General features: G+C 61.2%; 5 protein-coding genes and 1 tRNA gene. All 6 read left to right on the forward strand.

Annotation, left to right across the window (positions count from 1 at the left end):
* A partial coding sequence (gene tolA, locus A985_RS0120105; RefSeq protein WP_017235172.1) for a cell envelope integrity protein TolA occupies positions 1 to 360 on the forward strand: 360 nt, incomplete at its 5' end.
* 101 nt (positions 361 to 461) lie between these two features.
* A complete protein-coding gene (tolB, locus tag A985_RS0120110) occupies positions 462 to 1,754 on the forward strand; it encodes a Tol-Pal system beta propeller repeat protein TolB (RefSeq protein ID WP_017235173.1) in 1,293 nt (430 codons plus the stop codon).
* A 30-nt stretch (positions 1,755 to 1,784) separates the two neighbouring features.
* Complete coding sequence (locus tag A985_RS0120115) at positions 1,785 to 2,282, forward strand: OmpA family protein (protein WP_017235174.1); 498 nt, start codon at positions 1,785 to 1,787, stop codon at positions 2,280 to 2,282.
* 10 nt (positions 2,283 to 2,292) lie between these two features.
* Complete coding sequence (gene ybgF / locus A985_RS0120120; protein WP_039830593.1) at positions 2,293 to 3,036, forward strand: tol-pal system protein YbgF; 744 nt, start codon at positions 2,293 to 2,295, stop codon at positions 3,034 to 3,036.
* A 405-nt stretch (positions 3,037 to 3,441) separates the two neighbouring features.
* Positions 3,442 to 4,557: a YeeE/YedE family protein gene (locus A985_RS0120125; protein ID WP_017235176.1), complete on the forward strand. Its 1,116-nt coding sequence runs from the start codon at positions 3,442 to 3,444 to the stop codon at positions 4,555 to 4,557.
* A 106-nt stretch (positions 4,558 to 4,663) separates the two neighbouring features.
* Positions 4,664 to 4,739, forward strand: a tRNA-Lys gene (locus A985_RS0120130).
* Positions 4,740 to 4,976: the final 237 nt, after the last annotated feature.

Raw genomic sequence — 4,976 nt, forward strand, 5'->3', positions numbered from 1 at the left:
TTGCGCGGGATGGCCGGAGGCACGGCCGGCGCGACCGGCAACGGTCTGGGCTCGCAGGCCGGCGGTACGGGCTCGGGCGCAGGCGGCACAGCGTCGGCGGGCTATGCCGATCGCGTGCGCGCGAAGGTCAAGCCGAACATTGCTTATGGCGGCGACACCACGGGCAATCCCACGGCCGTCGTCTCGGTACGTCTGGCGCCGGATGGCAGCGTGCTGTCCATGCAGTTGGTCAAATCGAGCGGCAATCCCGCCTGGGACGCCGCCGTGCAGTCCGCTATCACCAAGTCCGATCCATTGCCACGCGACACCAATGGCAAAGCCCCCCCGAGCGTCAACCTTCGCTTCAGCCCAAAAGGCTGAGAGTGTTGTCAAACGGGAACGATAACCGAGCGACGTGAGTCCATTTTCATCCGAGTGTGGTAAAAATGGCGCTTGCACCGCGTAACTGACCAATCGAACGCATGCGAATTTCCAGTCAATATGCATGGCGTGCGCTGGTGGCCACCTGGCTCACCGCAGCGTGCACGATCGCCCATGCGCAGACGCCGCTGACCGTTGACATTACGGGCGTCGGCACCAACCGTTACCCGATCGCCGTGTCCAATTTCAAGGGCGCCGCGCCGACGGACATCGTGTCCGTCGTCAAGGCCGACCTGAGCAACAGCGGGCGCTTCAATCAGATCGATACGGGCGGCGCCGCCGTCGGCGTGGACGATTCGGTCGATCTCGGCACGTGGCGCGCCAAGGGGGCGAATGCCTTCGTCTCGGGCACGATCGTCCCCGCGGGCAACGGCAACTTCCAGGTCAGCTTCCGTTTATACGATGCCGTGAACGGACAACCGCTCGGCGGTCTGGCCCTCACCTCGTCGGCCGCGAACTTGCGTCTGACGGCGCACAAGATCGCCGACTACATTTACCAGAAGCTGCTGGGCGACCGCGGCGTGTTTGCCACGCGTCTGTCCTACGTGTTGCACAGCGGCAACCACTACCAGTTGCAGATTTCGGATTCCGACGGCCAGGATGCGCGCGTTGCGCTCAACAGCCGCGAGCCGATCATCTCACCGGCCTGGTCGCCGGATGGCACGAAGGTCGCCTACGTCTCGTTCGAGAAGCGCAAGCCCGTCGTGTACATCCACGATCTCCCGACCGGCCGTCGTGCCGTGTTGGCCAACGAGAAGGGCAACAACTCGGCGCCCGCGTGGTCGCCGGACGGCAGCAAGCTTGCCGTGGCCCTTTCGCGCGACGGCAACACCCAGATCTATCAGGTCAACGCCAATGGCGGTGGCCTCAAGCGTCTGTCGCGCAGCGGCGCGATCGACACCGAACCGCAGTATTCCCCGGACGGCAAATGGATCTACTTCACGAGCGATCGTGGCGGTGGTCCGCAAATCTACAAAATGCCGGCCGGTGGCGAAGGGGCAGGCGCTGCGCAGCGCGTGACCTTCAAGGGGAGTTACAACGTCAGCCCGCGAATCAGTCCCGACGGCAAGTTGCTCGCGTTCATTGCGCGACAAGGCGGCGGATTCAAACTGTGCGTGCAGGATATGAGTACTGGCGATGTTACGGCTCTGACCGACACCAGCCACGACGAGTCACCGAGTTTTGCTGCAAACGGCAAGTACATTCTTTATGCAACGCAGTCGGGGGGCCGCAAGGTTCTCGCGGCAGTCTCGGTGGACGGGCAAACCCGGCAGATTCTTCAGGTTCGGGGAGGGGAAGTTCGCGAACCCTCCTGGGGCCCTTTCATGCAATAACATCAACAGCAACATCAATCGGAGGCTCAAATGAGTTCCCTGCTTCGTAATATCCTCGCCATCTCTTCGCTGGCCGCTCTGGCCGCTTGCTCGTCGGGCGTGAAGCTCGACGACCAGGCTAACGCCAACAAGGGTCAAGCCACGGACGCCCGTGCTGTCGCCCCCGTCGACGCCTCGGCTGACGAACTGAACAACCCGAACGGCCCGCTCGCCAAGCGCAGCGTGTACTTCGGCTTCGACCAGTACAGCGTCGATGCTCAGTACACCCCGATGCTCCAGGCGCATGCTGCGTTCCTGAACAAGTACTCGCAGCGCCACGTGCTGGTGCAGGGCAATACCGACCCGCGCGGCACGAGCGAGTACAACCTGGCACTGGGCCAGAAGCGTGCCGAATCGGTGGTGAAGGCGATGTCGGCACTGGGCGCCAACACCAACCAGATGGAAGCCGTTTCGCTGGGCAAGGAAAAGGCAACGGGTACAGACGAGGCCAGCTGGGCTCAGGACCGTCGCGCCGATCTGGCTTATTGATTGAATCGTCATGACGTCTCGTTTGCTTAAAAACATGATCTGCGCGGTGACGCTCGGCACTGCGGTGCTGAGTCCGCTGGCGCATGCCGGATTGTTCGATGACGACGAGGCGCGCAAAGCGATCCTCGATATCCGCAGCCGTCTGGATTCGGACAAGCAGCGGATCGAGGGGCTCACGCGCAACGTGCTGGATTTGAACAATCAGATTCAGCAGTTGCAACGTGATCTGGCCGACCAGCGCGGTCAGAACGAAGATCTGAAAAACCAGCTTGCGAACCTGCAACAGAGTCAAAAGGATTTCTACAACGACCTCGACGGTCGACTGAAGAAATTCGAACCGCAGCAGATGACCGTCGGCGGCGTGACAGGCACCGTCCAACCGGGCGAGAAAGATGTCTTTGACGCCGCGCTGACGAAATTCCGCAATGGTGACTATAAGGGTGCGCAAACGGCATTCCGAACCTTCTCGGCCAAGTATCCCGACAGCCCGTATCAACCCGAAGCTCAGTTCTGGCTTGGCAATGCGCAGTACGCCAACAAGGATCTGAAGGGGTCGACCGCGACGCTGCAAGGGATCGTGACGAAGTACCCGACGAGCCCGAAGGCTGCCGAGGCAATGCTGGCAATCGCCAGCAACCAGGCGGAATCCGGGCAGATTGCGTCAGCGAAGAAAACGTTGCACGATTTGGTGACCAAGTACCCGGACAGCGAATCGGCGGCCGAGGCCAAGAAGCGTGTGGCCAAGCTGAAGTAAGACGTCTCGCGGGAGACTGCGCGAACCAGCCTGCCGTGTGAGGTCACTCGTCAAACGCATAACGCCGCCTTTGGGCGGCGTTGTCGTTTCCAGCGCATGCCGGATCACCGTCGTTGCCGTCATCGTCAACGCTGCCGCGACCGCCAGGCGCTCCCATCCTTCCGGGCTTTGCGGATGCCGACCGCGACCTCAAGTAGAATACGGGCTTTGCAAGCGTTCGAAGCGCGGCGTCTCAGGGGATGTGTGCGGGTCCAATTGGGCCTGCAGGGCATGACGACCGCACCCGCGATGTGATCGCGCGCAGACTGCGCGCGGCACGTCTGATACTTACCATGCCGGCTACGCCCCGTGGCTCGCGACAACGAATCAAACGGCCGAGCACGGCCGCCATCGCCTTCTCGCCTAATGACCGACGTCGATCTCACCGCCCTCTCCCACACCGTCGTGTGGTTCACCTTTGCGCTGGCCTTCGTGTTTGGCGCTGTGCTGCAGCGCACGCATTTCTGCACGATGGGCGCGCTCTCCGACATCGTGAACATCGGCGATTGGAACCGCATGCGGATGTGGTTGCTCGCCATCGGTGTCGCGACCATCGGCACGGGGGTGCTGGCGTCGCAGGGTGTCATCGATCCTATCAAGGCGATTTACACGACGCCGCGCTTTACCTGGCTGTCGTATCTCGTTGGCGGCTGGCTGTTCGGTTTCGGCATGGTGCTGGCGTCCGGTTGCGGCAGCAAGACACTGGTGCGCATCGGCGGTGGGAATCTGAAGTCGCTGCTGGTTTTCGTGATGATCGGTCTGTCGGGCTACATGACGCTCAAGGGCTTGTTCGCGGTATTGCGCGTGACGGCCATCGATAGCGTGCAAACCACGTTTGCGACATCGCAGGATCTGCCGACATTGCTGGGCGGCTGGTTCGGTGGCGACGTACACCGCGCACAGCTCATTCTCGGGTTGGCGATTGGCGGGGCGTTCGTGATCGCGGCGCTCGCACGACGCGAATTCTGGACGTTCGATAATCTGCTGGGCGGCCTCGTCGTGGGCGCGATCATCGTGGCGTTGTGGTACGTCTCGGGCAAGTTAGGGTACGTGGCGGAGAATCCGAATACGTTGGAGGAGAGTTTCGTTGCCACGAATTCCGGGAAGATGGAAGCGTTGTCGTTCGTCTCGCCGCTCGCGTACACGATGTATTGGCTGATGATGTGGAGCGACACGAGCAACGTCATCACGTTGGGCATTTCGAGTGTGTTGGGTGTGATTGCCGGGTCGTTCGTCTATGCACTGGTGTCGCGCAATTTCCGTTGGGAAGGTTTTCAGGGCACGGAAGACACGGCGAATCACATGGTGGGTGGCGTACTGATGGGCTTCGGCGGCGTGACGGCCTTGGGCTGCACGGTCGGTCAGGGGTTGTCGGGCGTGTCGACGCTGGCGCTGGGTTCGTTCCTCGCGACGGCGGCGATTCTCGTGGGCGGCGTCTGCGCGTTCAAGTACCAGATGTGGCGCATTGAGCGCAGCGTTTGAGCACAAGCCGCGCACAACCGCTCGAATCGCGCCGGAAAGAGCCGCCGTCGCGCCACCCAGGTATTGACACTATGGTGACAGCGCCGGTATAATTTTGGTCTTCGTTGGGTCGTTAGCTCAGCTGGTAGAGCAGCGGACTTTTAATCCGTTGGTCGCAGGTGCGAATCCCGCACGGCCTACCAAACGAATTCAAGGGCTTGCAGAGATGCAAGCCCTTTTCTTTTCTACAATCCGTTCGTGCGTTCTACAAAAATAAAAACTCGGATTTGACGCGAAGCCCGTCGTAACATCGAGGCCATCATTACTCCTAGGAGTCGCCGCGTATGCCAAAGCCTAAGGCTATGTCGAAGAAGCAATTGGAAGCGCTGGACGCTCTTGCCGAAGAGGCCAAGCTGATTGATCGCGAATCGGAAGAGGCG

The organism is Pandoraea sp. B-6, from assembly GCF_000282835.1.
GTDB classification, from domain to species: domain Bacteria; phylum Pseudomonadota; class Gammaproteobacteria; order Burkholderiales; family Burkholderiaceae; genus Pandoraea; species Pandoraea cepalis.